Origin of the sequence: Streptomyces lacrimifluminis (assembly GCF_014646095.1) — a bacterium.
GTDB lineage: Bacteria > Actinomycetota > Actinomycetes > Streptomycetales > Streptomycetaceae > Streptomyces > Streptomyces lacrimifluminis.
In genome coordinates, this window is sequence record NZ_BMMU01000023.1 from 96,015 (window position 1) to 121,055 (window position 25,041).

Here is a 25,041-nt window from a genome sequence, read left to right on the forward strand (position 1 = left end):
CTTATCGCGCGGTGGACGTGTAGGGCAGCAGCGCCATCTCACGGCTGTTCTTGACAGCCGTGGCGACGTCACGCTGGTGCTGCGTGCAGTTGCCGGTCACGCGGCGGGCACGGATCTTGCCACGGTCGGAAATGAACTTCCGCAGCATGTTCGTGTCCTTGTAGTCCACGTACTGGACCTTGTCCTTGCAGAAAGCGCAGACCTTTTTCTTGGGCTTGCGCACAGGCGGCTTCGCCATGGTGTTTCTCCTGTGTGATCAAGAAGTGTGGGTACGGCCCACCCCTCGGCCCGAAGGCCTAGAAGGGGGGCTCGTCCGAGTAGCCGCCACCGGAACCGCCGGAGCCGCCGGAGTTTCCACCCCAGCCGCCACCACCGCCACCGCCCTGGTTGCCACCAGCGGGAGCGCCCGTTGCCCAGGGGTCTTCAGCCGGAGCGCTGCCGCCCTGCGGAGCGCCGCCGGAGTTTCCACCCCAGCCGCCACCCTGCTGGCCACCACCGCCACCGGAGCCGCCGCCGCTGTAACCGCCCTGACCACCTCGGCCGGCGGCCTTGGTGACCTTGGCGGTGGCGCTGCGCAGGCTGGCGCCGACCTCGTCGACGTCCAGCTCGTAGACCGTGCGCTTCTCGCCCTGCGTGGTCTCGTAGGACCGCTGCTTCAGCCGGCCCTGCACGATGACGCGCATGCCTCGCTGAAGCGACTCGGCCACGTTCTCCGCCGCCTGACGCCAGACCGAGCAGGTCAGGAACAGGCTTTCGCCGTCCTTCCACTCGTTCGTCTGCCGGTCGAAAGTGCGGGGGGTGGACGCGACACGGAACTTCGCGACCGCCGCACCCGAGGGGGTGAAGCGCAGCTCGGGGTCATCGACAAGATTGCCGACGACCGTGATGACGGTCTCGCCTGCCATAGGGGAACCTCTCGGCGGGTTTGCTGCTGGCTGCTTTTGGTGCTGCTACTCGAAATCCCGAGATCAGCTGAGCGGGAGGCTCAGTGGGTCTCGGGGCGGAGGACCTTGGTCCGGAGGACCGACTCGTTCAGGTTCATCTGGCGGTCGAGCTCCTTGACGACCGCAGGCTCGGCCTGCAGGTCGATGACCGAGTAGATGCCCTCGGGCTTCTTCTTGATCTCGTACGAGAGACGACGACGGCCCCAGGTGTCGACCTTCTCGACCTTTCCGTTGCCCTCACGGACGACGGAGAGGAAGTTCTCGATCAGAGGGGCGACAGCGCGCTCCTCCAGCTCGGGGTCGAGGATGACCATCACTTCGTAGTGACGCATGTGGAACCCACCTCCTTTGGACTCAGCGGCCACGGTCGTTCCGTGGCAGGAGGGTTGTTATGCGTACGCAACGGTATCGGCAGCCACTGACAGTCGGAGGTCCCTGATAGGGATTCCTCGTCATGGCATGGGCAGACACCGGTGCAGACGGTACAGAGTACCCGCACTGCGCTTCCGGTTGAAATCAGGCCCCAGAGACCGTCAATCTGTACACATCGGGTGTGTATGGCGCTACGATGCGCCGCCTTCCGCAGGAGGTGCCACATGGCACAGGCATTGCGACCCAACACCGCCGGATCTCTCTTCGCCACCGACGGCAAGCCCCATCCGCTCCAGGACAGCCTGCTCGCTGTGACACTGGTGCTCGGAGTGATCGCCCTCGTCACGGCGATGTTCCACAGTCTGCATCTGCTCAGCTCCTGGACCGGCCTGGTGGGCATCCTCACCGGTGCGTACGGACAGTTCGTCTCGGAGACGACCCGCGAACGCTTCGGACTGATCCTGGGCCTCGGCGCCGCAGCGATCGGCTTCTTCCTCGGCATGGCGCACGGCGGTCTCTTCGGCGGCGTGATCGGCTGACACGGACCACCGCCCTGTGCCCCGGCCGAGGTGAGCCGGGGCACAGGTGCCATACGGCCAGACGAGGCGCTCGCAGGGCGCAGTAGGCTTCGGCGCGAGAGCCGGAGCCCTTGTACCCATGGGGACACACCAGCCCGAGGAGCGCCCCGAATGAGCTTGACCCTGAGGACGATCAGCCGAGAGCAGCATCTGGCGTACATCCAGAGCCTGCCGTCGGCGAGCCACATGCAGGTTCCTGCCTGGGCTGACGTCAAGGCGGAGTGGCGCTCCGAGAACCTCGGGTGGTTCGACGACCGGACGGGCGACATGGTGGGCGCGGGTCTCGTGCTGTACCGCCAGCTGCCCAAGATCAAGCGGTATCTCGCCTATCTGCCCGAGGGCCCGGTCATCAACTGGTTCGCGCCGAATCTCGACGACTGGATCCAGCCGATGCTGGCCCACCTCAAGCAACAGGGCGCCTTCTCCGTGAAGATGGGCCCGCCGGTGATCATCCGTCGCTGGGAGGCCACGTCCATCAAGGCCGGCATCCAGAGCCCGGACGTGAAGCGGCTGCGCGACATCGAGGCCGACTTCATCGAGCCGCGCGCCTTCGAGGTCGCCGACAAGCTGCGTCGCATGGGCTGGCAGCAGGGCGAGGACGGCGGAGCCGGCTTCGGCGACGTACAGCCTCGTTACGTCTACCAGGTGCCGCTCGCGAACCGTTCACTGGAAGAGGTCCACCAGAACTTCAACCAGCTGTGGCGCCGCAACATCAAGAAGGCCGAGAAGTCCGGTGTCGAGGTCGTCCAGGGCGGTTACCACGACCTGGAGGAGTGGCAGCGGCTGTACGAGATCACAGCGGTGCGCGACCACTTCCGGCCCCGCCCGCTGTCGTACTTCCAGCGCATGTGGACGGCCCTCAACACCGAGGACCCCAACCGAATGCGGCTCTACTTCGCCCGCCACAAAGGAGTGAACCTCTCGGCCGCGACGATGCTGATCGTCGGCGGGCACGTCTGGTACTCGTACGGCGCCTCGGACAACATCGGGCGTGAAGTGCGCCCCTCGAACGCCATGCAGTGGCGGATGCTGCGCGACGCCTACGCACTGGGCGCCACCGCCTACGACCTGCGAGGCATCTCCGACTCGCTCGACGAGACGGACCACCTCTTCGGGCTGATCCAGTTCAAGGTCGGCACCGGTGGGCAGGCTGCCGAATATCTCGGCGAGTGGGACTTCCCGCTCAACAAGCTGCTCCACAAGGCGCTCGACATCTACATGTCGCGCCGCTGATGTACCGGCATTCCCGTTCACACCACTGATGCACCGCAGCCACGAGAAAGGTTCCAGGTCCCGGCCATGGCGCTCACGCTCTACGTCGACACCGCGCGCTGGCGTGCGCACCACAAGCACGTGTCCGAGCAGTTCCCGGGGCTCGTCCCGGTCTGCAAGGGCAACGGCTACGGCTTCGGGCACGAACGGCTGGCCGAGGAGGCCACGCGGCTGGGCTCGGACATCCTGGCCGTCGGAACGACGTACGAGGCCGCGCGGACCAAGGACTGGTTCAGCGGCGACCTGCTGGTGCTGACGCCCTTCAGGCGGGGCGAGGAGCCCGTGCCGCTGCCCGATCGCGTCATCCGCTCGGTGTCGTCGGTGGACGGGGTGCACGGCCTCGTCGGCGCCCGTGTCGTCATCGAGGTCATGTCCTCCATGAAGCGTCACGGTGTGACCGAGCAGCAGCTGCCCCAGCTGCACGCCGCCATAGAGGACGTGCGTCTCGAAGGCTTCGCGATCCATCTGCCGCTGGACCGTACCGACGGCTCGGACGCTGTGGAAGAGGTCATCGGCTGGATGGACCGGCTGCGCGCGGCAAGGCTGCCGTTGCACACCATGTTCGTCAGCCACCTCAAGGCCGAGGACCTCGCGCGACTGCAGCAGCAGTTCCCGCAGACCCGCTTCCGCGCTCGTATCGGCACCCGGCTGTGGCTGGGGGACCACGACGCCACGGAGTACCGCGGCGCGGTCCTGGACGTCACCCATGTGGCCAAGGGCGACCGCTTCGGCTACCGGCAGCAGAAAGCGGCTTCGGACGGCTATCTGGTGGTCGTGGCAGGCGGTACGTCGCACGGGGTGGGTCTGGAGGCCCCCAAGGCCCTGCACGGCGTCATGCCGCGCGCGAAGGGCGTCGCCCGCGCCGGCCTCGCCACGGTCAACCGAAATCTCGCCCCGTTCGTCTGGGACGGCAAGCAACGCTGGTTCGCCGAGCCGCCGCACATGCAGGTCTCGATCCTCTTCGTGCCCTCGGCGGACGCCAAGGAGCCGAAGGTCGGCGAGGAACTGGTGGCCCATCTGCGGCACACCACCACGCAGTTCGACCGGATCGTCGACCGCTGACCAGCTGGTCGGGGTGTGCGAAGGGCCGTACAGGGAGTCCGTGTACGGCCCTTCGCAGTGCCTTCTCGACGCGTGTTCGCTCAGAGCGAACGGTCGTCGTCCTCCCGCATCCGCTGGCTGCCCCACTCCACCTGCGGTACGTCGACGTGCGCGGCGTGCCTCGGCGGATGGGCCGCAGGGCCGAGCACGAAGACGTCCTGCGCGCCGTCGAGCACGCCCCCTGACGGATCGTCGTCGCCGGCCCGGCGCACCACGTCCCGCTCTGGCATGAGGATGTCCCGGACGACCACAGCGCACAGGTACAGCGTGCCCACCAGGTGGACACCGATGACGAATTGGTAGCCCTCGGTGGGCAGGCCCTTGTGGGCGTCACCGCTGGTCGTGTAGGCGAGGTACATCCAGATGCCCAGGAAGTACGCGACCTCGCACGCCTGCCAGATGAGGAAGTCCCGCCATTTCGGGCGGGCCAGAACGGCGAGGGGGATCAGCCACAGGACGTACTGGGGCGAGTAGACCTTGTTGGTGAGGATGAACGCCGCGACGATCAGGAAGGCGAGCTGGGCGAAGCGCGGACGACGCGGGGCGGTCAGCGTGAGTGCCGCGATGCCCGCGGCCGAGGCCAGCATCAGGAGCATCGCAAAGGTGTTGACGGTCTCAGTGGTGAACGGATTGTCCGAGTGCTGGGCGAGGACCAGCCAGAAGGAACCGAAGTCGACGCCCCGTTCCTGGCTGAACCGGTAGAACTTCGACCAGCCGTCGAAGGCGAAGACCATCACCGGAAGGTTCACCGCGACCCAGGCGACCACGGCTCCTCCCAGCGCCTTGCCGAACGGCCGCCACTTGCCTGCGCGCCAGCACAGCAGGAACAGGGGCCCCAGAAGCAGGAAGGGATAGAGCTTGGCGGCCGTGGCGAGCCCCAGCAGGACACCGAAGGCGAGTGACCGGCCACGAGACCACATCAGCATCGCAGCGGCCGTCAGAGCGACCGCCAGCAGGTCCCAGTTGATCGTGGCGGTGAGCGCGAAGGCAGGCGCCAGCGCGACCAGCAGACCGTCCCAGGGACGCCGCGTGTGCGTGCGTGACACGCATACGGCGATGATCACCGCGCACACCATCAGCATCCCGGCGTTGACGAACCAGTACCACTGTTCCTGGTGCTGGATGGTCCCGCTGGCGGGCGTGAGCCAGGCGGCCACCTCCATGAACACGCCGGTCAGCACCGGGTATTCGAGGTACTCCATGTCGCCGGAGATCTTGTCGAAGTACGGCACGAGTCCGTCGGCGAATCCGCGGCCCTGGTAGAGGTGCGGAATGTCGGAGTAGCAGGCGTGCGTGTACTGCGTGCCGGCCCCGAAGAACCAGCCGCCGTTGTAGCAGGGCGCCTTCTGGACCAGGCCGAGGGCGAACATGCCGATCGCCACGAGCGCGACCACTCGTACCGGAGTCCACCAGGACGTCCCCAGCAGGGCCCGCCGCCCGATGGGGCCGCCGATCAGCTCACTGCCGGCTACGGCGATCTCGTCGTCCTTGGTCGGCCGTACCGGGTCCGGCTCGCGCACGCTCGCTTGCGTCGTCTCTGCACTGGGCATGGGCCACATCCTGCCGTACGCACCTAGGAATACGCCGGGGGCCGCCGCACCTGGTCGGTGCGACGGCCCCATGTTTCACGTGAAACAGCGTGAATCGGATCGGTGTTTCACGTGAAACACCCGCACCGGGCGCTGTCGGCCAACGGGCCGGTCAGCCGAAGATGCCGCCGTTGCCGGTGCCGCTGCCGCTGCCGTTCGCGTTGCCGGTGCCGCTGCCGTTGCTTTCTTCGTCGCTCTCCGTGGGTGTCGGACTGGATGTCACTCCGCCGTCGGTAGAGCCTTCGTCCGTGCCGCCGGTATCCGTCCCTCCGGTGTCTTCGCAGGTGACGTCGAAGGTGCCGCAGGTCTCGCTCGGTGAGGGCGAAGGGGAAGGCTCGACTTCTTCCTCGGTGGGCGTCGGGCTCGGCGTCGGCTCCACTTCCTCCGACTCGGTGACAGTGGGCGTCGGGCTCGGCAGCGGATCCTTGTCGACGACCTCGCCGTAGGGCTCGGGAGTCGGGAAGTCCTTCACCGGCGCACCCTTGAGCGCCTGTTCCATGTAGTCCTGCCAGATCTCGGCCGGGAACGAGGCGCCGTGGATCTTCTCCTGGCCACCCGTGCCGTACATCTCCAGGAACTCGCGGTTCTTCTTGGTCTCGTCGTCGTCCATCCGGAACATGCTGATCGCGGTGGACAGCTGCGGGGTGTAGCCGACGAACCAGGCCGACTTGTTGCCGTCGGTGGTACCGGTCTTGCCGGCCACGTCACGACCGGACAGTTGGGCCGCCGTACCCGTTCCGTCGTCGACCACGGTCTTGAGGACGTCGGTGACGTTGTCGGCGACCTGGGCGGTGAACACCTGCTTGGCGTTGGCGATCTTCTCGTGCTCGAAGATCGTGCCGTCCTTGTTCGTGACCGTCTCGACTGAGTACGGGGTCCTCTGCTTGCCGCTGGCCGCAAAGGTCGCGTAGGCGCCGGCCATGCGGATCGCGCTCGGGCTGGAAGTGCCGATCGAGAACGACGGGAAGTCAGCACTCGCGAGGCTGCTGTCGAGGATGCCCGCGTCGGTGGCGGACTCCCTGACCTTGTCCAGACCGACGTCCATGCCGAGCTGGACGTAGGCGGAGTTGGAGGAGACCCGCATCGCCTCACGCAGGTCGATCCGGAAGCTGGGCGCGTTGTACGACTCGTCGCCGTCGTTGCGCTGCAGCCACTCCTTGTCGTCCTTGTCCCTCCAAATGGTGTTGTCGTAGTTCTTGATCTTCAGCTTGTTCTTGCCGCTGTAGATGCTCTCCGGGGAAACCTGGGTCCGCTCGTCCTGTGCCTGTGTGGCCCCGAGATCCGGATCTCGCACGCCCCATTTCATCGCGGCGGCGAGGACGAACGTCTTGAACGTCGAGCCCACCTGGGCGCCCGTCGTGTCGGCGTTGTTGGTGAAGTGCTTGGTCGCGTCCACACCGCCGTAGGAGGCCTTGATCGCGCCCGTCGTCGGGTCGACAGAGGCCCCACCGAACTGGACGTACTTGTCGGTGTCCGGCCTCTTCTTCTCATCGATGTTCGCCTTCTGGACCTTCGTGACCGCCTTCTCCAGCGCCTGGACCTTCTTCTTGTCGAAGGTCGTGTAGATCGAGTAGCCGCCCTGCTGCAGTTGGTCGGCGGTGATCCCGGTCTTGTCGGTGTTGTTGATGAGGTAGCCCTTGGCGAGGTCGACGAGATAACCGACCTGACCGCTCAGCGCGGTGTTGGAACGCGGGTTCTGGGTCTTCGGGAAGGTCGTGTACTTGGCGCGCTCCGCTGCGGTCATGCGCCCGTCCCTGACCTCCTCGTCGAGGATCCACCTCCACCGCTCCACGGCCCGCTTGCGGTTGAGCTCAGGCTTGGCGTTCACGGCGTCGACGTTCACGTTGCCGGCGGGGTCGTAGTACGTGGCGCCCTTCAGCACCGCGGCCAGGAAAGCGCACTCACTGGCGTCCAGATCCTCGGCATCCTTGTTGAAGTACGCGCGGGCAGCTGCTTGCAGACCGTAGGAGTCACGGCCGTAGTACGCGGTGTTCAGGTAGCCGGCCATGATCTCCTCTTTGGAGACATTGGTGCCGACCTTGATGGAGATGAACAGCTCCTTGAACTTCCGCGTGAGCGTCTGCGACTGGTCGTCCAGGCGGGCGTTCTTCACGTACTGCTGGGTGATCGTCGAACCACCCTGCGTCTGACCGCCCTTGGCCATGTTGAACAGGGCTCGGCCGATGCCCATCGGGTCGATACCGCTGTCGGTCTCGAACGTCTTGTTCTCGGCCGACATCACGGCGTACCGCATCGACGCGGGGATCTTCTCGTAGCCGATGATCTGACGGTTCGTCTCACCACCGGTCGCCACCATCTGGCTGCCGTCGGCCCAGTAGTAGACGTTGTTCTGGGCATTGGCGGCCTTCGCGACATCCGGCACGCCCACCAGGGCGTAGCCGATGCCGGCCACCGCCACCAGGCTGCCGACGAAGCCGATGAACAGTCCCGTCACCTGCCGCCAGGACGGCATCCAGCGCGCCGCTCCGTACTTGCCCGCGCGCGGGTAGTCGATGAAGCGCTTCTTGGGCGGGGGGCCGGCCGTACGGCCTCTGCCGCGCCCTGGCCCGTTCGGGCCGTTGGGACCGCCGCGGCGCCCGCCGCCACCGCCCTCGGGCACTCTGCGACGCCCGCCAGTACTTCTCTGCGAGGCGCGCCGGGATTCGGCGCGGCCTCCGGACTGGCGCTCGTCACCTTCCGCTCCGTATGGACCCAACCCATAGGAATCCGATCCATAGGAGTCGGAAGGAGACTCGGTTGCGCCCCGCGGTGCCGCGCGGCGGCCGGAGGACGAGCCGGACTGGCCGCGTCGGGCCGCGGCACGTCCGCCTCCCTGCGGCTGCGGCGGTTTGCGACGGTGCTCGCTCATCGAACGATTACTCCTTGGGCAGGCGCACCCGTGCGCGCCTGGAAACGGCGGCTGGTTTCCGGTCCCCCCAAAGTACGGATGCGACCGTGTTCGCATTCATCCGTACCGCACCGAGCACGACAACGTCCCCAAACGTCACTCGGTTCCCGGTGGACTGCATGGCGCACAGACTACGCACCGTCAAAACCCGCCTAGCCCCGAAGTTCACCCCAAATCAGGCAACTTGCTTCCTACGAATCGGTGATGTGATCCCGTTCACGACCTCCCCTCTTGTCGCATCCACAGGGGCGTTCTATCGTCTAGATGTATCGAGTCGATACATCAGCTCGGCATAAACAGTGCCGGAGACGTCACGGTCGGACCGTGGGAGAAAGGAGGCGACGATGAGCCGGCGTGCCGGAATCCTCGAGTTCGCCGTCCTCGGCCTGCTCCGCGAGTCCCCGATGCACGGCTATGAGCTGCGTAAACGGCTCAATACGTCACTGGGTGTGTTCCGCGCCTTCAGCTACGGCACGCTGTACCCCTGCCTCAAGACGCTGGTCGTGAACGGCTGGTTGATCGAGGAGCCCGGCAGTGCGCCCGAGGACGTGCTCGCCGCTTCGCTCACAGGGCGTCGCGCCAAGATCGTCTATCGGTTGACGGCTGAAGGTAAGGAGCACTTCGAGGAGCTGCTCTCACAGACGGGGCCGGACGCTTACGAGGACGAGCACTTCGCCGCTCGTTTCGCCTTCTTCGGCCAGACGTCCCGCGATGTACGCATGCGCGTTCTCGAGGGACGCCGCGGCCGGCTGGAGGAGCGTCTGGAGAAAATGGGCGCCTCTCTGGCGCGTACCCGGGAGCGCCTCGACGACTACACCCTTGAGCTCCAGCGCCACGGAATGGAGTCCGTGGAGCGCGAAGTGCGCTGGCTGAACGAGCTCATCGAGAGCGAGCGGGCCGGGCGGGACCTCAAAGGTGCCGTTTCCGGAGAACCCGACTCGCAGGACACCACATCTGGAGCGCCGGGCGGCCTGCCCCGGTCCAGGGAGGACGACTCCCGGACCGGTCCGTCCGACGACACCGCCACGTGAGGGCCGCTCAGGTCCTCACTCGTACACACAGGGAGCAACCGAATGGGTTCCATTCGCGTAGCCGTCGTCGGCGTGGGCAACTGCGCCGCGTCGCTGGTACAGGGAGTCGAGTACTACAAGGACGCCGATCCGGCGGCCAGGGTCCCGGGCCTCATGCATGTGCAGTTCGGGGAGTACCACGTCCGTGACGTGGAGTTCGTCGCCGCGTTCGACGTCGACGCGAAGAAGGTCGGTCTCGACCTCGCGGACGCCATCGGCGCCTCCGAGAACAACACCATCAAGATCTGCGACGTCCCCTCCACGGGTGTGACGGTCCAGCGCGGCCACACCCTCGACGGGCTCGGCAAGTACTACCGCGAGACCATCGAGGAGTCCGATCAGGACCCGGTCGACATCGTCCAGGTCCTCAAGGACAAGCAGGTCGACGTCCTGGTCTGCTACCTCCCCGTGGGTTCCGAGGCCGCGGCGAAGTTCTACGCCCAGTGCGCGATCGACGCCAAGGTCGCCTTCGTCAACGCACTCCCGGTCTTCATCGCCGGTACCAAGGAGTGGGCGGACAAGTTCACCGAGGCGGGTGTCCCGATCGTCGGCGACGACATCAAGTCGCAGGTCGGCGCCACGATCACGCACCGTGTGATGGCGAAGCTGTTCGAGGACCGGGGTGTGGTCCTGGACCGCACGATGCAGCTGAACGTCGGCGGCAACATGGACTTCAAGAACATGCTCGAGCGGGAGCGCCTGGAGTCCAAGAAGATCTCCAAGACGCAGGCTGTCACCTCCCAGATCCGCGACCGCGAGCTGGGCGCCGACAACGTCCACATCGGCCCGTCGGACTACGTGGCCTGGCTCGACGACCGCAAGTGGGCGTACGTCCGCCTGGAGGGCCGCGCGTTCGGCGACGTCCCGCTTAACCTGGAGTACAAACTGGAGGTCTGGGACTCCCCGAACTCCGCCGGCGTCATCATCGACGCCGTGCGCGCCGCGAAGATCGCCAAGGACCGCGGAGTCGGCGGCCCGATCCTCTCCGCGTCGAGCTACTTCATGAAGTCCCCGCCGGTCCAGTACTTCGACGACGAGGCACGGGAGAACGTCGAGAAGTTCATCAAGGGCGAAGTCGAGAGCTGAGAGGAGTCCAGCGCCGGTCGAGCCCCCACAGGCTTGTCGCTCCTGCCCGTCGAGGGTCCCCGGGTCATCCGCCCGGGGACCCTCCTCGTATGTGAGGCTGTGCCCCATGGCTGTCGTGTGTGACCTGCGGGTACTCCTGCGCCTGAGGAACTTCCGGCGGCTGCTCACCGTAAGGCTGCTCTCCCAGGGCGCCGACGGCGTCTACCAGGTCGCACTCGCCGCGTACGTCGTCTTCTCGCCGGAGAAACAGACCTCGCCGGCCGCGATCGCCTCCGCGATGGCGGTTCTGCTTCTGCCGTACTCCCTGGTCGGCCCCTTCGCAGGTGTCCTGCTGGACCGCTGGCGACGCCGACAGGTCTTCCTGTACGGCAACCTGCTGCGCGCCCTGCTGGCATGCCTGACGGCCGTCCTGATGCTGAGCCATGTCCCCGACTGGCTCTTCTACGTCTCCGCCCTCTGTGTCACCGCCGTCAACCGCTTCGTCCTGGCCGGGCTCTCGGCGGCCCTGCCGCGCGTGGTCGACGACGAGCGCCTGGTGATCGCCAACTCGCTCTCCCCGACAGCCGGCACACTCGCTGCCACGGCGGGCGGCGGACTCGCCTTCGTCGTACGAATCGCCGCCTCCGACTCCGATGCCGCGGTAGTCCTCCTGGGCGCGGCCCTGTACCTCTGCGCATCGCTCGCCTCCCTCCGCCTCGACCGGGAACTACTTGGCCCCGATGCCGAGTTGGTGCAGCCCCGGCTGGGGTCGGCGCTCACCGGCACCGCACGCGGTCTGGCGGCAGGCGTACGGCACCTGGCCGAGCCTGGGCGCCGGGAGGCGGCCTGGTCGCTGGGCGCAATGACGCTGATGCGGTTCTGCTACGGCGCCCTGACGGTCATGGTGCTCATGCTCTGCCGGTACGCCTGGTCGGACGGCTCCGACGACGGGCTGGCCCTGCTCGGCCTCGCGGTGGGCATCTCCGGAGCGGGTTTCTTCGTCGCGGCCGTCATGACACCGGCAGGCGTCGGGCGACTCGGTCCCGGCGGCTGGATCGTGGTGTGCGCCGGAGCGGCGGCTGTCCTGGTGCCCGGGCTCGGCCTGTCGTTCGCCGAAGTGCCCATGCTGATCGCGGCGTTCGTCCTCGGCCTTGTCACTCAGGGCTCGAAGATCGCCACGGACACGATCGTCCAGTCCTCGGTCGACGACGGTTTCCGCGGCCGGATCTTCTCCGTCTACGACGTCCTGTTCAACGTCGCCTTCGTCGGCGCGGCCGGGGTGGCGGCCTTGATGCTGCCCTCCGACGGCCGCTCGGTGCCCCTCTTGGTCACGATCGCCGTTATCTACGGGGCAATTGCTATGACTATGGCCCGCTTTGAACGCCGGTAAGTGTCACATGAATGCCACAGAGACTCTGTGAGGTTCAGAGTTGTCAGTGGGTCCCGGTAATTTACGTGCGTCTTACTTCGCACCAAGCGCACCCATACCCAAGGGGGACCCCCGAAATGACCACTCCGCCACAGGACCAGAACCCGAACGCCCCTGTGCCCGCCGAGCCGACGGCGGCCCAGCAGCCGTACCCGCCGCACCAGGGTGCCCCGTTCCAGGGAGCTCCGGTCCCGCCGCCCGCGCCGACCAAGCGCTTCAGCAAGAAGCTGATGCGCATAGGCGTGTTCATCGTCATCGCGATAGCCATCGCCGGCGGCAAGTGGTACTTCGGGCAGAGTGACGCCGAGACGACGTCCGTGGGCGCCTGTATGCACAACGACGGTTCGAACACGGCGCCCGACCTCAACGAAGTCGGCTGCACCTCCAGCGACGCCCAGTACAAGGTCGTCGAGAAGTTCGACAACACCAGCGACGCCGACAAGTGCAAGTCCGTCACGGAGGCAACGATCTCCTACTACCAGGAGGGCAGCAGCCACGACGTCGTGCTCTGCCTCAAGGAAGTCTGAGCAAGACACAACACACAAGGACAGCGGGCGGTGTTTCACGTGAAACACCGCCCGCTGTGTGTTCCGGCGCGATGTTTCACGTGAAACATCGCGCCGTTTCACACCTCAGTCCTGCTCGGCCCACCACTCCTTGAGCGCTCCCACCGCGGCCTCTCGCTCCATCGGCCCGTTCTCCAGCCGCAGTTCCAGCAGGAACTTGTACGCCTGACCGATCGCCGGACCGGGCCCGACGCCCAGGATCTCCATGATCTGGTTGCCGTCGAGGTCGGGACGGATCGAGTCCAGCTCCTCCTGCTCCTGGAGTTGGGTGATCCGCTCCTCCAGGCCGTCGTACGCACGCGAGAGCGCCGTTGCCCTGCGCTTGTTCCGTGTGGTGCAGTCCGAGCGGGTCAGCTTGTGGAGGCGGTCGAGGAGAGGACCCCCGTCCCGGACATAGCGGCGGACCGCCGAGTCCGTCCACTCTCCGGTGCCGTACCCGTGGAAGCGCAGGTGGAGTTCGACCAGACGCGAGACGTCCTTCACCAGCTCGTTGGAGTACTTGAGCGCCGTCATCCGCTTCTTGGTCATCTTCGCCCCGACCACCTCGTGGTGGTGGAACGAGACCCGCCCGTCCTCCTCGAAGCGACGCGTGCGCGGCTTGCCGATGTCGTGCAGCAGCGCGGCAAGCCGGAGAACGAGATCGGGGCCGTTCCGCTCCAGCTCGATCGCCTGCTCCAGAACGATCAGGGAGTGCTCGTAGACGTCCTTGTGCCGGTGGTGTTCGTCGCGCTCCAGGCGCAGAGCCGGCAACTCGGGCAGTACGTGGTCGGCGAGGCCGGTGTCCACCAGCAGTGTCAGGCCCTTGCGCGGGTGCGGAGACAGGATCAGCTTGTTCAGCTCGTCCCGCACGCGCTCCGCCGAGACGATCTCGATACGGCCGGCCATGTCGGTCATGGCCGTGACGACCTCGGGGGCCACCTCGAAGTCGAGCTGGGCGGCGAAGCGCGCGGCCCGCATCATCCGTAGCGGGTCGTCCGAGAAGGAATCCTCAGGCGTGCCCGGCGTGCGCAGCACACGACGTGCCAGGTCCTCACGTCCGCCGTGCGGATCGATGAACACCTTCTCCGGCAGCGCCACGGCCATCGCGTTAACCGTGAAGTCGCGCCGGACGAGGTCCTCCTCAATGGAGTCACCGTACGAAACCTCCGGCTTGCGCGAGGTCCTGTCGTACGCCTCCGACCGGTAGGTCGTCACCTCGATCTGGAAGCCGTCCTTCTGTGCCCCGAGCGTCCCGAAGGCGATCCCGACCTCCCACACGGCGTCCGCCCAGGGGCGGACGATCTTCAGTACGTCCTCGGGGCGAGCGTCGGTCGTGAAGTCCAGGTCGTTGCCGAGCCGGTCCAGCAGCGCGTCCCGGACGGAGCCGCCGACCAGGGCGAGCGAGAACCCGGCCTCCTGGAAACGACGGGCAAGGTCGTCGGCGACCGGGGCCACCCGCAGCAACTCACTCACCGCGTGGAGCTGCACCTGGTTCAGGGCACTGGCATTGTCTTCGTTGGCGTTCGGCACAACAGAAAAGGGTACGTGGCCCGGGCGACGGACCGCGCCTCCATAAAACGTCCACGCACTCGGCCGGGGACTCCTCCATCGATACACACACATAGAGGACAGCCGACCGGTGTTCCACGATCTTGTGGAGCAGTCCGCGGCACTTCCCCTCAGCGCGCATCGTTACCATGCGTGGACGCACATTCCGACGACCACTGACGACGAGGGACGGGCGAACGCGTGGCCGAGGCGGCAGACTTCCCGGGGCTGACTCCCTCACTCGCGCGCCGGTGGTTCCGGCGAGCCGGAGTGCTGCTCACGGGGGCGCCTCTACTGGCCTGTCTGCTCCAACTACCCGCCGGACAGCCCGCGTATGCCGCGGATTCCGACCCGGTGGTCGTTTCCATCGATTCGCTCACCCCCAGCGCCCCCACGGACGGGGACACGGTGACCGTGTCCGGCACCGTGACCAACAAGGGCAAGCGGGCGGTCACGGACGCCCATGTGGACCTGCGCGTGGGACAGCTGCTGACCACCCGCTCGGGGATCGACGACGTCGCCGCGCGCACCGACTACGTATCGGGTGCCGACGGGACGGAGGTCGGCGGCAAGTACGTCGAGAAGTTCTCGAAGCTCACTCCGGGGGTCGCCCAGCCGTTCACCCTCTCCGTTCCGGTCGACAAGATGGACCTCGGCCAGGACGGCGTCTACCAACTCGGCGTCTCGCTGTCGGGCGAGACCTCCGCCGAACCGTACGAGCGGGTGCTCGGAATCCAGCGGACGTTCCTGCCGTGGCAGCCCAAGGAGGCGGACACAAGGACGCGGACGACGTATCTGTGGCCACTGATCTCCACGGTCCACATGACGGCGCAGACCGGCCCGGGCGAGCAGCAGACGCCCGTCTTCCTCAACGACGACCTCGCCACGGAGATCTCCCCGGGTGGACGCCTGGAGCAGATGCTCTCCCTGGGCAAGGAACTCGACGTCACCTGGGTGATCGACCCCGACCTGCTGGCGTCCGTCGACGCGATGGCCGGCGGCTACGGCATCCAGGGCGCCGACGGCACCAGTACGCCGGGCACGGGTCAGGCGGTCGCCAAGCAGTGGCTCGCCGAACTCCAGGACGCGGTCGCGGGCAAGGAGGTCGTCGCCCTCCCCTTCGGTGACCCCGACCTCGCTTCCATCGCGCACAACGGCAAGAACGTCACCGGCACTCTGAGCCATCTCAAGAGTGCCACGGACGTTGCCACCGACACCGTGAAGACGATCCTCCATGTCACACCCAGCACCGACTTCGCGTGGCCGGTGAACGGTGCCGTAGACCCGTCGATCGTCAAGATCGCCACCTCGGCGGGTGCCGACAAGGTGATCGCGCGAAGCGACAGCCTGAAGGAGACCGGCGACCTGCCGTACACGCCATCCGCGGCCCGCCCCATCGGTGGCGGCACCACGGCGGTCGTCGCGGACACGCGGCTGTCCACGGCCTTCCAGGGCGACATGACGAAGGCCGGCAGCTCCACGCTCGCGGTGCAGAAGTTCCTCGCCACGAGCCTGACGACCACCCTCCAGGCCGACAAGCAGCGCACCATCGTCGTCGCCCCGCAGCGCATGCCGTCCGCGAGCCAGGCCCAGACGATGGAGGAGGCGATCACCGCCCTCCAGGACTCGAACTGGTCCCAGCCCCAGGAACTCACCGCGACCGCCGACACCAAGCCGGACCCGGGCGCCACCACCAAGGTGCCCTCGGCGTCCTCCTACCCCGCCACACTGCGCAGGCACCAGTTGCCGAAGTCGGCCTTCGCGCAGATCGCGACCACGCAGGACAAGCTCGACAACTTCAAGATCATCCTTACCGACGAGACCCGCGTGGAGACGCCCTTCGGGCGGGCCGTCAACCGCGAGATGGCCACGTCCTGGCGCGGCCGGTCCGGCGCTGCGAACAGTTTCCGCAGGGGCGTGGAGTCACACCTCGACGACCTGACCGACCAGGTCAAGCTGATCAAGAAGTCCGAGACGAAGCTCTCCGGCGGCAGCGCCACCATCCCGGTCACCGTCCAGAACAACCTCGTCCAGCCCGTCGACAACCTCGTCCTGCGGGTCACCTCGACGAACCCGACCCGGCTCAAGATCGGTGACGACGACTACCAGGAAAAGCCCGTCGCGATCTCCGGCGGCCACAGCCAGTCCGTGAAGTTCACCACGTCGTCCAACGCCAACGGCCCGATCACCGTGATCGCGCAGCTGTACACGAAGGACGGCCAGAAGTACGGACCGGCCGTCTCCTTCGACGTGCGGGTCACCGAGTTCACGGCCATGGCGATGCTGGTCATCGGCGGCGGCTTCCTGCTGCTCGTACTCGCCGGCCTGCGCATGTACACACAGCGCAAGCGCGCCGCGGCCCGGCGCGCCGAGGGGTCGGGCAACGGGCACGAGGACGAAGCTGTGGATGAGGCGGCCGGAGACGACGAGAACCATGCCGACGACGAGAGTCGTCCGCGGGGGGAGTCGGACGCGGCGGTGCGGGCAGACGCCCCGGAGCAGCCGAGTGACCCGACGCCGAACACCGCACCGGAAAGCGCCGACCCGTCCGGGACGGGTGAGAGAGTGGACCGTTGAGCGATGTCGTGGCCGGTGGGCCCGGTGAACGATGAGGTGGGGTAACCATGAACGCGCCGTACGACGGTGACCGCGGTCAGGGCGCGGGCGACTCGGGCCGTCCCGAGGCTCCGCCGCCCGAGGACGGCCAGGTGCCGGCGCAGTCCCCCGCGGACATGTACCTCCAGGACGCCTACACACAGGACCCCTACCGGGCCCAGGATCTCTCCGCCCAGGACCCGGTGGCCGAGGCGCTCTACGACCGCGCCGCGCACCCCCCGCCGCCCCCCGGCACGTATCAGCCGCAGCCTCCGCTCTATGGCCAGCCCGCCCAGGCGCCGTACGCCCCCGATCCGCACGTGTGGGCCCAGACCCCGGCCCCCGAGCCGGACGGAGCCACGCAGTACCTGCCGTACGGCGACGATCCCCGCACCACCCAGTACGTGGGCGTCGACGCCCTGGTCTCCCAGGCCGGGGAGCAACGACACGAGCCGGACGCCTTCGCGCATCTCTTCCGGGACCAGCAGCAGGGCGGCGGGCAGGGGCCCGCGGAACCCCCGGTGGTACCCGGCCCGTCCCCCTCGCCGGCCCCGGGCCACAGCCCCGCCCCGCGGGTCCAGGTCCCGGCTGCCGACGCCACTATGCAGCTCACCCCCCAAGCAGCACCCGCCCCCGCCACGACACCTGCGGCCCCCAAGAAAAGCGGTCGGGCCGCGGGCCTGCTGAAGTCGAGCGCCGTCATGGCGGCGGGCACGATGGTCTCCCGCCTCACCGGCTTCGTCCGCTCGGCGCTGATCGTGTCGGCCCTCGGTCTCGGCATGCTGGGCGACTCCTTCCAGGTCGCCTATCAGCTGCCCACCATGATCTACATCCTGACCGTCGGCGGGGGCCTCAACTCCGTCTTCGTACCGCAGCTCGTACGTGCCATGAAGGACGACGACGACGGCGGCGAGGCGTTCGCGAACCGTCTGCTGACCCTCGTCATGGTCGCCCTCGGCGTGCTCACCGCGCTGGCGGTTTTCGCCGCTCCCCTGCTGGTCCGCGCCCTGTCGGTGGAGATCGCCGACGATCCGGCGGCCAACGAGGTCGCCGTCACCTTCACCCGCTACTTCCTGCCCACGATCTTCTTCATGGGCATCCACGTCGTGATGGGGCAGATCCTCAACGCGCGCGGGAAGTTCGGCGCGATGATGTGGACGCCGGTCCTGAACAACGTCGTCATCATCGTGACCCTCGGCATGTTCATCTGGGTGTACGGCAGCGCGGCGGACTCCGGCATGGAGGTCACCACCATCCCGCCGGAGGGCCAGCGCCTCCTCGGCATCGGTGTGCTGCTAGGCCTCGTCGTCCAGGCCCTCGCGATGATCCCGTACCTGCGCGAGACCGGCTTCAGGATGCGGCTGCGCTTCGACTGGAAGGGCCACGGCCTCGGCAAGGCCGCGATGCTCGCCAAGTGGACGATCCTGTTCGTCCTCGCCAACCAGGCGGGCGCCCTCGTCGTCACCCAGCTGGCCACCGCCGCCGCCGGCGACAACCCGGAGGTCAAGGGCACCGGCTTCGCGGCCTATGCCAACGCCCAGCTCGTCTGGGGCCTGCCGCAGGCCATCATCACGGTCTCCCTGATGGCCGCACTGCTGCCGCGGCTGGCCCGCTCGGCCCACGAGGGCGACGCCGGCGCGGTGCGCGACGACATCTCCCAGGGCCTGCGCACCACCGCTGTCGCGATCGTGCCCATCGCCTTCGGCTTCGTGGCCCTCGGTATCCCGATGTGCACCCTGATCTTCGGTTCCTCGGGCACCACCGAGGCCACCAACATGGGCTTCATGCTGATGGCCTTCGCCCTGGGCCTGATCCCCTACTCCGTGCAGTACGTCGTCCTGCGCGCCTTCTACGCGTACGAGGACACCCGCACCCCCTTCTACAACACGGTGATCGTCGCCGCCGTCAACGCGACGGCATCCGCCCTCTGCTTTTTCGTGCTCCCGGCCCGCTGGGCCGTGGTCGGCATGGCCGCCTCGTACGGACTCGCGTACGCGATCGGTGTCGGCGTCGCCTGGAACCGGCTGCGCAAGCGCCTTGGCGGCGACCTCGACGGCACCCGTGTCCTGCGGACGTACGCCCGGCTGGGCATCGCCTCGGTACCGGCCGCGCTCCTCAGCGGCGCGGCCTGCTACGGCATCGGCCACACTCTGGGCCAGGGCGTCGGCGGCTCCTTCGCCGCCCTGCTCGGCGGTGGTGCCGTCCTGCTCGGCGTCTTCTACGTCGCCGCCCGCCGTATGCGCATTGAAGAACTGAACTCACTGGTGGGTATGGTGCGCGGGCGACTGGGGCGGTGAGTCGAGGGAAACCGCACAACCATCGTCCGCCACCGCGTGTCGTGCAGAGTGGCGGACTGTGGGCACAATTGGGTTTGGCGTCGGAGAGCTCGTAACGGATGGGGAGGCAGGAGCGACGGTGGCGGAACGGAGCACAGCTGCCGTCGACGTGGCAGACAACAGCGGCGACGAGCCGTTGACCGCGCAGGCGGACGAGCCCACGGCCGACGGCGTGGCCCAGAACCGGGAGCGGGACACGGACAACGACGAGGCACAGGGGAGCGGCGGGACCGAGAGTCCCGGAAAGGCCTCACCGCCCGAACTGCACAGCGGCCACAAACTCGCCAGGCGCTACCGCCTGGAAGAGTGCGTCACCCGTCTGGACGGATTCAGCAGCTGGCGCGCGGTCGACGAGAAGCTTCGTCGCGCCGTCGGCGTGCACATCCTGCCCGCGGACCACTCACGGGCGCGTTCCGTGCTGGCCGCGGCCCGATCCTCGGCGCTGCTCGGCGACCCCCGCTTCGTGCAGGTCCTCGACGCCGTCGAGGAGGACGACCTCGTGTACGTCGTCCACGAGTGGCTGCCCGACGCGACGGAACTGACCGCACTCCTGGCCGCAGGCCCGCTGGAGGCGCACGACGCCTACCAGATGGTCAGCCAGATCGCCTCCGCCATGGCCGTCGCCCACCGGGAGGGCCTCGCGCATCTGCGCCTGACCCCGAGCACCATCCTGCGGAGCTCGTCCGGCCAGTGGCGTGTGCGCGGCCTCGCGGTCAACGCGGCGCTGCGCGGCATCACTTCCGACACCCCGCAACGGGCCGACACGGAGGCGATCGGCGCCCTGCTGTACGCCTCGCTCACCCAGCGCTGGCCGTACGAGAACGACGCGTACGGCCTGTCGGGGCTGCCCAAGGGTGTCGGTCTGATCGCGCCCGACCAGGTGCGGGCCGGAGTCCACCGCGGCCTGTCGGAGCTCGCGATGCGCGCGCTCGCCAACGACGGCGCCACCGCCTCACGCCACGAGTCCGCGTGCACGACGCCCGAGGAACTGGTCAAGGCGATCGGCGAGATGCCCCGCATCCGCCCGCCGGAGCCGGTGTTCACGGCACCGCCCGACTACCAGCGCACGACGTACCAACAGGGCTCGTACGGCCGTCAGGCTCCCCGCCCGGGCCTCGCGCAGCCGCTGCCCACCCCGCCGCCCCCGCTGCAGAGCCGTACCGGCAAGGCGCTCAAGTGGGCTGTCTCCGCCCTCCTGATCGCCGCCCTCGGCCTCGGCAGCTGGCAGCTCGCGGACGCCCTCATGGACCAGGGCAACAAGGCCGACGACACCGACCAGACGCAGACAACGGACGGTGGGGACAAGAGTCCGGCGAAACCTGTCAGCAGGCCGATCGCCATCGAAGGGGCCCGTGACTTCGACCCGCTCGGCGAGGACGGGACCGAGAACCCGGACGACATAGACAAGGTTTACGACACCACTGCGGGCACGTACTGGCAGACGAGCTACTACACAAGTTCCGACTTCGGACGGTTGAAGTCGGGCGTCGGAGTCGTCCTCGATCTCGGCAAGGTCCAGCAGGTCGGAGAGGTAACCGTCACCTTCGTCGGCGACACCTCCGTCGAACTCCGCGCCGCCTCGGGAGACACCGGTACGGAGCCGACGTCCCTCGACGGTTACACGAAGGTGGCCGGAGGCTCGGGCGCGAGTGTGACCCTCAAGCCCGGCAAGTCGCTCAAGTCTCGCTATCTTCTGGTCTGGCTGACCGATCTGCCGAAGCAGGTCGACGACGGCAAGTTCCGCGGCAGGATCGTGGACGTCAAGGTGAGCAGCTGAGAAGTGAAGGGGAGGGGGGTCCGATGGCAGATGGCAGCGCATACGGTGACACAAGCGATCAGGACCTTCTCGCCCGGCATGTAGAAGGCGACCCCGACGCCTTCGGTGAGATCGTGCGCCGGCATCGTGACCGGCTCTGGGCGGTGGCCCTGCGGACTCTGGGGGACCGCGAGGAGGCCGCTGACGCCGTCCAGGACGCCCTCGTCTCCGCCTACCGGGCCGCCCACACCTTCCGGGGCCAGTCGGCCGTCACGACCTGGCTGCACCGCATCACGGTGAACGCCTGCCTTGACCGCGCCCGAAAAGCCGCGTCCCGCAAGACCTCACCGGTCGACGACACCGAACGGCTGGAGCAGCTGCTCGAACCGCACGAGTCGGCGTCGGCACCGGCCGAGCGCAACGATCTGCACCGCCAGCTCATCGAGGCGCTCGGCACCCTCCCGCCCGACCAGCGCGCCGCCCTCGTCCTGGTGGACATGCAGGGCTACCCGGTAGCGGAGGCCGCCCGTGTCCTCGGAGTACCCACTGGGACGGTGAAGAGCCGTTGTGCCCGCGGCAGAGCCAGACTGCTGCCGCTCCTCACCCATCTCCGACCGGAGAAAACCGGTGACGGCAAGGAATCGGGTGACGGACGGAACCGGGCGCAGGGGACATCCGTCCCACCCGCAGCGGGACCAACAGATGCAGGGCCAAGCGATTCAGCTGCTGTGAAGGGCGGAGGTGGGCGAGCGTGACATCCACGACCGACACAGCTGGACACCCGGACGTCACGGAGCTCTCCGACCTCACCGAGGGCCTGCTCACACCGTCCCGGACCGCGGACGTACAACGGCATCTGGACGAGTGCGTTCTCTGCGCCGATGTGTATGCCTCCCTGGAGGAGATCCGCGGCCTCCTCGGCTCGATGCCGAGCCCTGTACACATGCCGGACGACGTGGTCGGCCGTATCGAAGCCGCCCTCGCCGCCGAGGCGCCGCTGAACACCCCGGTTTCGGTCGCCGCTGCCGGTGCCGTGTCCGGCGAGAGCGAGGGCGCGCATGTTTCACGTGAAACATCGCCCCCCGCCGCAGGACTCACGGACCGTCCCACGGGCCGTGCTCACGCGGCCACCGGGCCGGGCCGGAAGGACCGCGCACGACGCGGCCGGCGCCGCACCATTGTTCTGAGCACAGTCTTCACGGCTGCCGCCCTGGGACTCGGCTCCATCCTGGTGTCGTCCCTGGGCGATGACAACAAGCAGCCCCAGGCTGCGAGCACGTTTGCCGGGCAGAAGGTCGAGGCCCAGGTCGCCGAACTCCTCAAGGGGCAGGACCTTGAGAAGAACACCCGCAGCGGAAGGCCGTCGGTCGGCGTCCAGATCCACCCCGATGACCCGACGACCGACGAAAACGACGGCACTGTCAAGATCGAGCCGACGACCGTCCCCGCTTGTGTCATCAAGGGCATCGGCCGCGGCAACACACCCGTCCTCGGTGTGAAGCAAGGCTCTTACGACGGCACCGATGCCTATCTCGTGGTGCTCCCCGCGGCAGGCGACAACACCCGCGTCACCGCCTACGTCCTCGACTCGGCCTGTACGAAGCAGCCGTCGGGCCCTCCGGCAGAGGTTCTGCTGACGCACTCCTACGCGCGTTCCTGAGCGCGAACGCTTCGCCTCCCCCTCCGCGGTATCCCGTACCGAGCGGCGCCCCTGTGTGCCCGGACACAGCGGGAATGCGGGCCCCGTAGGATCCGTTGGGTGGGGTGAGAGTTCTGAGAGAGGCTCCCACCGGTCGTACGAAGCCGTCCAGAAACGAGGAAACACGCCGTGAGCGACGTCCGAAACGTGATCATCATCGGCTCCGGGCCCGCCGGCTACACGGCGGCGCTCTATACAGCACGCGCGTCACTGAAGCCGCTGGTCTTCGAGGGCGCCGTGACCGCCGGTGGTGCGCTCATGAACACCACCGAGGTGGAGAACTTCCCCGGCTTCCAGGACGGCATCATGGGCCCCGAGCTCATGGACAACATGCGCGCCCAGTCCGAGCGCTTCGGCGCCGAGCTCATCGCGGACGACATCGTCGCCGTAGACCTGACGGGTGACATCAAGACCGTCACGGACACCGCGGGCACCGTGCACAGGGCGAAGGCCGTCATCGTCACCACCGGCTCGCAGCACCGCAAGCTCGGCCTGCCGAACGAGGACGCCCTGTCCGGCCGTGGCGTCTCCTGGTGCGCGACGTGCGACGGCTTCTTCTTCAAGGACCAGGACATCGCCGTCATCGGCGGCGGCGACACCGCGATGGAGGAAGCGACCTTCCTCTCCCGCTTCGCCAAGTCGGTGACGATCGTCCACCGTCGCGACACCCTGCGCGCCTCCAAGGCGATGCAGGAGCGCGCCTTCGCCGACCCGAAGATCCGCTTCGTCTGGGACAGCGAGGTGGCCGAGATCCAGGGCGACCCGAAGCTCGCCGGGCTGAAACTGCGCAACCTCAAGACCGGCGAGCTGTCGGACCTGGCCGTGACGGGTCTGTTCATCGCGATCGGCCACGACCCGCGTACCGAACTCTTCAAGGGGCAGTTGGTCCTCGACGAAGAGGGCTACCTGAAGGTCGACGCTCCGTCGACGCGGACCAACCTCAGCGGGGTCTTCGCCGCCGGTGACGTGGTCGACCACACCTACCGCCAGGCGATCACCGCGTCCGGCACCGGCTGCTCCGCCGCGCTGGACGCCGAGCGCTTCCTCGCCGCCCTGGCGGACAACGAGGAGCAGGCCGAGCCCGAGAAGACCTCTGTCTGACCCCCATCCGCCCCACCGAAGCATCGAGTTAAGGAGCCCCCTGTGGCCGGCACCCTGAAGAACGTGACCGACGACTCCTTCGACGAGGACGTCCTCAAGAACGACAAGCCCGTCCTGGTGGACTTCTGGGCCGCCTGGTGCGGACCGTGCCGCCAGATCGCGCCGTCGCTCGAGGCTATCGCCGCCGAGTACGGCGACAAGATCGAGGTCGTCAAGCTCAACATCGATGAGAATCCGGGAATCGCCGCCAAGTACGGCGTGATGTCCATCCCGACCCTGAACGTCTACCAGGGTGGCGAGGTCGCCAAGACCATCGTCGGCGCCAAGCCGAAGGCCGCGATCGTGCGCGACCTTGAGGACTTCCTCGCCGACTAGTTGACGCAGCAGCCGATGTTTCACGTGAAACATGAGTGGGCCGACCCGAAAGGGGCGGCCCACTCGCTTGTGCAAGTCCCTAGAGCGGCCGAAGCACCGGTTCCTTCTGTACTGCTCCCAGCAGCCGGTCGAGCGCCATCTCCACGTCTTCCTTCCAGGAGAGCGTCGTCCGCAGCTCCAACCGAAGCCGAGGATGCAGGGGATGGGGTCGCACCGTCTTGAAGCCCACAGCGAGCAGATGGTCCGCGGGCAGGACACAAGCTGTCTCTTTCCAGCGGGCGTCCCCAAAGGCCTCGATCGCCTTGAAGCCCCGTCGCAGCAGGTCCTTGGCGACCGTCTGCACCATCACGCGCCCCAGTCCCTGCCCCTGGTAGCCCGGCATGATGAAGGCGGTCATCAGCTGCACCGCGTCCGGCGAGACCGGACTCGTGGGGAACGCCGTGGACCGGGGAACGTAGGCCGGAGGGGCGTAGAGCACGAACCCCACCGGATTGTCGTCGACGTAGACGACACGGCCGCAGGAACCCCAGTCGAGCAGAACGGCCGAGATCCACGCTTCCTTCTCCAGCGCGGGTGTCCCGGCCTTTAGCGCGGCTTCCCCGCTGACGGGATCCAGTTCCCAGAAGACGCACGCGCGACAGCGTTGGGGAAGGTCCTGAAGGTTGTCCAGCGTGAGCGGTACGAGCCGACGCCCCATGAAGGCTGTTCCTCGCTTCCTTCGCCCGCAGCGTCGCGAGCGGCTGTCAGAGCGCTCCGTT

21 protein-coding genes are annotated in these 25,041 nt (G+C 67.6%); 14 read left to right on the forward strand and 7 right to left on the reverse strand.

Annotated elements, in window-relative coordinates:
- Position 1 precedes the first annotated feature (1 nt).
- From rpsR to rpsF, 3 genes are all read right to left on the reverse strand, one after another.
- Positions 2-238 (reverse strand): 30S ribosomal protein S18, encoded by a 237-nt coding sequence (rpsR, locus tag IEY89_RS28900; RefSeq protein WP_006381652.1) that lies wholly within the window; start codon positions 236-238, stop codon positions 2-4.
- Between the two features lie 58 nt (positions 239-296).
- Positions 297-905: a single-stranded DNA-binding protein gene (locus IEY89_RS28905; protein ID WP_189150457.1), complete on the reverse strand. Its 609-nt coding sequence runs from the start codon at positions 903-905 to the stop codon at positions 297-299.
- 80 nt (positions 906-985) lie between these two features.
- Positions 986-1,276, reverse strand: a complete 291-nt coding sequence (gene rpsF / locus IEY89_RS28910; protein WP_146481131.1) for a 30S ribosomal protein S6 — start codon at positions 1,274-1,276, stop codon at positions 986-988.
- A 264-nt stretch (positions 1,277-1,540) separates the two neighbouring features.
- Here rpsF and IEY89_RS28915 point away from each other — a divergent pair, with 264 nt between their 5' ends.
- From IEY89_RS28915 to IEY89_RS28925, 3 genes are all read left to right on the forward strand, one after another.
- Positions 1,541-1,855, forward strand: coding sequence for a hypothetical protein (locus IEY89_RS28915; RefSeq protein ID WP_189150458.1), 315 nt, complete (start codon positions 1,541-1,543; stop codon positions 1,853-1,855).
- A gap of 150 nt (positions 1,856-2,005) precedes the next feature.
- Positions 2,006-3,127, forward strand: coding sequence for a peptidoglycan bridge formation glycyltransferase FemX (femX, locus tag IEY89_RS28920; RefSeq protein WP_189150459.1), 1,122 nt, complete (start codon positions 2,006-2,008; stop codon positions 3,125-3,127).
- A 66-nt stretch (positions 3,128-3,193) separates the two neighbouring features.
- Positions 3,194-4,228, forward strand: a complete 1,035-nt coding sequence (locus IEY89_RS28925; protein WP_189150460.1) for an alanine racemase — start codon at positions 3,194-3,196, stop codon at positions 4,226-4,228.
- An 80-nt stretch (positions 4,229-4,308) separates the two neighbouring features.
- Here IEY89_RS28925 and IEY89_RS28930 read toward each other — a convergent pair whose 3' ends face one another.
- Positions 4,309-5,817, reverse strand: coding sequence for a glycosyltransferase family 87 protein (locus IEY89_RS28930; RefSeq protein ID WP_189150461.1), 1,509 nt, complete (start codon positions 5,815-5,817; stop codon positions 4,309-4,311).
- 151 nt (positions 5,818-5,968) lie between these two features.
- The gene (locus tag IEY89_RS28935; RefSeq protein WP_189150462.1) at positions 5,969-8,725 is read right to left on the reverse strand and encodes a transglycosylase domain-containing protein; all 2,757 of its coding nucleotides are present in this window, start codon (positions 8,723-8,725) and stop codon (positions 5,969-5,971) included.
- Between the two features lie 383 nt (positions 8,726-9,108).
- Here IEY89_RS28935 and IEY89_RS28940 point away from each other — a divergent pair, with 383 nt between their 5' ends.
- From IEY89_RS28940 to IEY89_RS28955, 4 genes are all read left to right on the forward strand, one after another.
- Positions 9,109-9,795, forward strand: coding sequence for a PadR family transcriptional regulator (locus tag IEY89_RS28940; RefSeq protein WP_189150463.1), 687 nt, complete (start codon positions 9,109-9,111; stop codon positions 9,793-9,795).
- Positions 9,796-9,837: 42 nt separating this feature from the next.
- Positions 9,838-10,920, forward strand: a complete 1,083-nt coding sequence (locus IEY89_RS28945) for an inositol-3-phosphate synthase (protein WP_189150464.1) — start codon at positions 9,838-9,840, stop codon at positions 10,918-10,920.
- A gap of 106 nt (positions 10,921-11,026) precedes the next feature.
- Complete coding sequence (locus tag IEY89_RS28950) at positions 11,027-12,289, forward strand: MFS transporter (protein WP_189150465.1); 1,263 nt, start codon at positions 11,027-11,029, stop codon at positions 12,287-12,289.
- Between the two features lie 116 nt (positions 12,290-12,405).
- On the forward strand, positions 12,406-12,855 hold the full coding sequence (locus IEY89_RS28955; RefSeq protein WP_189150466.1) for an LppU/SCO3897 family protein: 450 nt from the start codon (positions 12,406-12,408) through the stop codon (positions 12,853-12,855).
- A gap of 105 nt (positions 12,856-12,960) precedes the next feature.
- Here the strand turns inward: IEY89_RS28955 and IEY89_RS28960 are convergent, their stop codons facing one another.
- Positions 12,961-14,403 (reverse strand): CCA tRNA nucleotidyltransferase, encoded by a 1,443-nt coding sequence (locus tag IEY89_RS28960; protein ID WP_189150467.1) that lies wholly within the window; start codon positions 14,401-14,403, stop codon positions 12,961-12,963.
- Positions 14,404-14,622: 219 nt separating this feature from the next.
- Here IEY89_RS28960 and IEY89_RS28965 point away from each other — a divergent pair, with 219 nt between their 5' ends.
- From IEY89_RS28965 to trxA, 7 genes are all read left to right on the forward strand, one after another.
- Positions 14,623-16,998, forward strand: a complete 2,376-nt coding sequence (locus tag IEY89_RS28965) for a DUF6049 family protein (protein ID WP_189150468.1) — start codon at positions 14,623-14,625, stop codon at positions 16,996-16,998.
- Positions 16,999-17,045: 47 nt separating this feature from the next.
- A complete protein-coding gene (murJ, locus tag IEY89_RS28970; protein WP_189150469.1) occupies positions 17,046-19,313 on the forward strand; it encodes a murein biosynthesis integral membrane protein MurJ in 2,268 nt (755 codons plus the stop codon).
- A 118-nt stretch (positions 19,314-19,431) separates the two neighbouring features.
- Positions 19,432-21,129, forward strand: a complete 1,698-nt coding sequence (locus tag IEY89_RS28975) for a protein kinase family protein (RefSeq protein WP_189150470.1) — start codon at positions 19,432-19,434, stop codon at positions 21,127-21,129.
- Positions 21,130-21,152: 23 nt separating this feature from the next.
- Positions 21,153-21,863, forward strand: coding sequence for an RNA polymerase sigma factor SigM (sigM, locus tag IEY89_RS28980; protein WP_189150471.1), 711 nt, complete (start codon positions 21,153-21,155; stop codon positions 21,861-21,863).
- Entirely contained in the window at positions 21,860-22,768 is a 909-nt protein-coding gene (locus tag IEY89_RS28985; protein ID WP_189150472.1) for an anti-sigma factor family protein, read from the forward strand. The genes sigM and IEY89_RS28985 overlap by 4 nt, the downstream gene beginning before the upstream one ends.
- 168 nt (positions 22,769-22,936) lie before the next feature.
- A complete protein-coding gene (gene trxB, locus IEY89_RS28990) occupies positions 22,937-23,908 on the forward strand; it encodes a thioredoxin-disulfide reductase (protein WP_189150473.1) in 972 nt (323 codons plus the stop codon).
- 42 nt (positions 23,909-23,950) lie between these two features.
- Positions 23,951-24,283, forward strand: a complete 333-nt coding sequence (gene trxA, locus IEY89_RS28995; protein WP_189150474.1) for a thioredoxin — start codon at positions 23,951-23,953, stop codon at positions 24,281-24,283.
- A 79-nt stretch (positions 24,284-24,362) separates the two neighbouring features.
- Here the strand turns inward: trxA and IEY89_RS29000 are convergent, their stop codons facing one another.
- Positions 24,363-24,980, reverse strand: a complete 618-nt coding sequence (locus IEY89_RS29000; RefSeq protein WP_189150475.1) for a GNAT family N-acetyltransferase — start codon at positions 24,978-24,980, stop codon at positions 24,363-24,365.
- Between the last annotated feature and the right edge of the window lie 61 nt (positions 24,981-25,041).

Bases quoted from the DNA above. Each gene is read 5' to 3' on its own strand.
- rpsR (WP_006381652.1), bottom strand. From the start codon at position 238: ATGGCGAAGCCGCCTGTGCGCAAGCCCAAGAAAAAGGTCTGCGCTTTC.
- IEY89_RS28905 (WP_189150457.1), bottom strand. From the start codon at position 905: ATGGCAGGCGAGACCGTCATCACGGTCGTCGGCAATCTTGTCGATGAC.
- rpsF (WP_146481131.1), bottom strand. From the start codon at position 1,276: ATGCGTCACTACGAAGTGATGGTCATCCTCGACCCCGAGCTGGAGGAG.
- IEY89_RS28915 (WP_189150458.1), top strand. From the start codon at position 1,541: ATGGCACAGGCATTGCGACCCAACACCGCCGGATCTCTCTTCGCCACC.
- femX (WP_189150459.1), top strand. From the start codon at position 2,006: ATGAGCTTGACCCTGAGGACGATCAGCCGAGAGCAGCATCTGGCGTAC.
- IEY89_RS28925 (WP_189150460.1), top strand. From the start codon at position 3,194: ATGGCGCTCACGCTCTACGTCGACACCGCGCGCTGGCGTGCGCACCAC.
- IEY89_RS28930 (WP_189150461.1), bottom strand. From the start codon at position 5,817: ATGCCCAGTGCAGAGACGACGCAAGCGAGCGTGCGCGAGCCGGACCCG.
- IEY89_RS28935 (WP_189150462.1), bottom strand. From the start codon at position 8,725: ATGAGCGAGCACCGTCGCAAACCGCCGCAGCCGCAGGGAGGCGGACGT.
- IEY89_RS28940 (WP_189150463.1), top strand. From the start codon at position 9,109: ATGAGCCGGCGTGCCGGAATCCTCGAGTTCGCCGTCCTCGGCCTGCTC.
- IEY89_RS28945 (WP_189150464.1), top strand. From the start codon at position 9,838: ATGGGTTCCATTCGCGTAGCCGTCGTCGGCGTGGGCAACTGCGCCGCG.
- IEY89_RS28950 (WP_189150465.1), top strand. From the start codon at position 11,027: ATGGCTGTCGTGTGTGACCTGCGGGTACTCCTGCGCCTGAGGAACTTC.
- IEY89_RS28955 (WP_189150466.1), top strand. From the start codon at position 12,406: ATGACCACTCCGCCACAGGACCAGAACCCGAACGCCCCTGTGCCCGCC.
- murJ (WP_189150469.1), top strand. From the start codon at position 17,046: ATGAACGCGCCGTACGACGGTGACCGCGGTCAGGGCGCGGGCGACTCG.
- sigM (WP_189150471.1), top strand. From the start codon at position 21,153: ATGGCAGATGGCAGCGCATACGGTGACACAAGCGATCAGGACCTTCTC.
- IEY89_RS29000 (WP_189150475.1), bottom strand. From the start codon at position 24,980: ATGGGGCGTCGGCTCGTACCGCTCACGCTGGACAACCTTCAGGACCTT.